Source organism: Moorena sp. SIO4E2, from assembly GCF_010671945.1.
Classification (GTDB): domain Bacteria; phylum Cyanobacteriota; class Cyanobacteriia; order Cyanobacteriales; family Coleofasciculaceae; genus Moorena; species Moorena producens.
Map to the genome: position 1 here is coordinate 1 of NZ_JAAHIE010000743.1, position 3,013 is coordinate 3,013.

The window sequence follows — 3,013 nt, forward strand, 5'->3', positions numbered from 1 at the left end:
ATTGCACGATCCAAGACTCGCTATATTACCTAAACGTACATACTGGGTATTTTTCATACAGTCGAGAAGCAATTGTTTGGTATTCAATGATGCTGTTTCGGACTACAAAACTGTCTGTTCCATCGTAGGCATGGTCATTTAAGGGCGTGTAGTTCCAAGTAATTTGACACTCCCCGGTCTAAAGACGCGGGGATTCTTCATTCAACGATTCGACTTGCTGAACCTGGCCGGAGCCAAGAACAGTAGAGGCCAAATCTCCTGAAGCGTTCGGGTCTGTGACCCAGGTTCCGACGTGCCCCGCCGTACCCAAGGCTCTATTAAGGATGTTGATTGCGGCATTATGATCGCGATCTAGTTTGCAACCACACCTACAGACGATTAAACTAAGCCGGTGAGTCGCCTCACCGACTCGTCTCCAAAACCGTACGTGAAAGTTTCCCCTCATACGGCTCCTCATCATAGGAACCATTGTCATTGGTACCTCATTAACGGATTGTCATCTAACTCAGATGAGTCGATTTTTCTTTCCGTGTTTTGCATCGTGGCAGTGTAGATGTAACAATTCCAGATTTTTGTCTAGATTGTTTCCACCGAGTGCGCGTGGTATTATATGATGCTTTTCGATTAAGTCTCCATTCCTGAATGTGAGTCCGCAATGGTTGCATTTCCCTTTTTGCCGTTTCAAAAGCCTCCCAATTGAGCTGGTCATTTCAGGATGTTTGGCCATTCGGTTACTCCAGTAAATTAGGTCACCATCGAATGGGCTTCTGGCTTCCTTGACCTTGACGTGCCTCACTATTTCAGTTTTGGCGTGTTTTTTGAGGTAGTTATCCTCATCGGTCATGAATACCCAGTTATCCACTTTTGGGGCATCCCAAGGTTTCTTAGGTTTTTCAACCTTTGTCCCCCAGTATTTCTTGTTCACCCAGGTTTTTGACTTATTGGGGTGTCTCCTGTATCCCCATCTTTGGAGTTTGTTCCATAGTAGGTAATCCATTTTTGAGTAGGTTTCCTTACTACAAACTGGTCTATAGTAATTACACCATCCTCTTATGATGGGTTTTAGACGGCTTATTAAAGCTTTCTGAGGAGCGGCTCGATGTCTATCGATGATTTCAGCGAGTCGCTCATAGTACTCTTTCACTTTTTCTTTGGATGGTTTGATGATGGTCTTAAAACCTTGTTTTGATTGGTATTTTCCTACCTGATCTTGTCGGATGTTGAATCCAAGGAATTCAAATCCGTAAAAGGTGTGGGTCATCCTAGTCTTACTTGGTTTTAATTCCAGCCCTATGTCACTTAGCCATTCGCTGATGATTCCAAGACATTCTGTTACTACGGTTAGGTCTTTGTGCATAATGACAAAATCATCTGCATATCGGATTAGATTTAATGCCCTTTTGTTTCCTCGTTTTTCTCCGGGTAAACTTTCGGCGTATTCTTTTATCCGTTCTTCCATTCCGTGAAGGGCTATGTTCGCGCTTTTGTGGAGATATGATTCCACCTTGAGGAGTCCCCTCTTCTGTAGGGGAGAATGTACCCTTGTCCATCACACCTGCTTTTAACCAATATTTGATTAACCGCCTCATGGATGGATAGGTATTCAATTTTCTTAGGAGAGCATCGTGGTTAATTTTGTCGAAGCATTTGGCGATATCTGCATCTAGTACCCATTTGGGCATTTTGTTGATACCGCTAAATATTGCCCCAATGGCATCATGACATGAGCGTCCTGGTCTGAAACCGTATGAATTGGGTTCAAATCTTGCCTCCCATTCTGGCTCAAGAGCCTGTTTGGTAAGAGCTTGTAATGCTCGGTCGTAGATGGTTGGTATCCCTAGAGGCCGTTTTTCCTTCCGTCCAGGTTTGGGTATCCAGACCCTTCTAGTTGGTTGAGGCTTTTTTTGGATTTTTAGGCTGGCTACTAAGGCGAGACGATGCTTCTTGGTTAAAGCTTTTTTCCCGTCTATTCCGGCAGTCTTTTTGCCTTTATTTTGTTGGGTTACCTTCCGAACCGCAATCATCTTTGCCGCCCAGGATTTCATCAGAGTTTTTTGCAATTTTCGTACCACACGCACGTCACCCCGCTGAGAGGCTCGATATATTCGCTTTTGTAACTTAAAAACAATCCGTTCTAGCTTTCGCCAATTGACTGTTTTCCATTCCGACTGTGGGGCGAACCCCCGAGTTTTAGACATATTCATTACTACTTACAACCATATCTTTTCCTACAACGTAAGTCTGTCTGCGTATCCTGGACATTACTCCAGGCATTTGCTTCTGACTTAATCTTTCTCCCATATGACATGTGGCTAACTACCTACTCAGAATATTCGACCTTTCTGAGAGTACACATGGGTGTTACTTCGTTCCTGATAACCATTCTTTGAACTTTTAGGGTGATACTCTTCACCGAGAATATTGAGAGAATCATTAAAAGGAACCCAATCCTTTAACCTCTATTCCATTGACGTTTTGTCCGTGGCGCTTCAGCCTGTTGCGCCACATCAACTTTACGATGATTTAAGCCTATCTTCCTTTCGTACCCATGAGTCCTTTGCCTGTTACTAACACCACATTAGGTTAGTAGTGCTTCACTATTCGACCCCGCTTTACCCATAAGTCTGTTAATTCTTATGAATAGGGGTAAGGCTGTCACTCGGATTCTACGAGGGCTGGGTTTACACCAGCATGGTTATCAAGTTATCTAGGTTCGTTTTGACCTAGCAGCTAATCCCCCAACACCTTTGTGAGGTGAGGTTTCTAGCTAACGAGTCGCACTGAGTTCTAGTTGATAGCGACTTCTTGACAACCTCACCGCATTCAGAGCAGTTTTGGCTGGTATAGGCGGGGTTGACTGCAACAGTTACTCTGCCAAACTTTTTCCCAAAATGCTCCAACCACTTCCTGAACTGATACCAACCTGCGTCATTAATAGACTTAGCCAGACAATGATTTTTTACTAGATTTTTAACTCTTAGATCTTCATAGGCCACCAGGTCGTTAGACCGGA

At 43.8% G+C, this 3,013-nt stretch carries 1 protein-coding gene and 2 pseudogenes; all 3 read right to left on the minus strand.

Annotation, left to right across the window (positions count from 1 at the left end; genetic code table 11):
* Window positions 1-178: 178 nt before the first annotated feature.
* Window positions 179-376: pseudogene (locus tag F6K37_RS36370) on the minus strand (RNA-guided endonuclease TnpB family protein); the annotation flags it as partial.
* A 95-nt stretch (window positions 377-471) separates the two neighbouring features.
* Window positions 472-2,198 (minus strand): annotated as a pseudogene (gene ltrA / locus F6K37_RS36375) (group II intron reverse transcriptase/maturase).
* A gap of 525 nt (window positions 2,199-2,723) precedes the next feature.
* Window positions 2,724-3,013, minus strand: a 290-nt coding sequence (locus F6K37_RS36380; protein WP_287255845.1) for a zinc ribbon domain-containing protein, incomplete at its 5' end; no start/stop codon positions are given.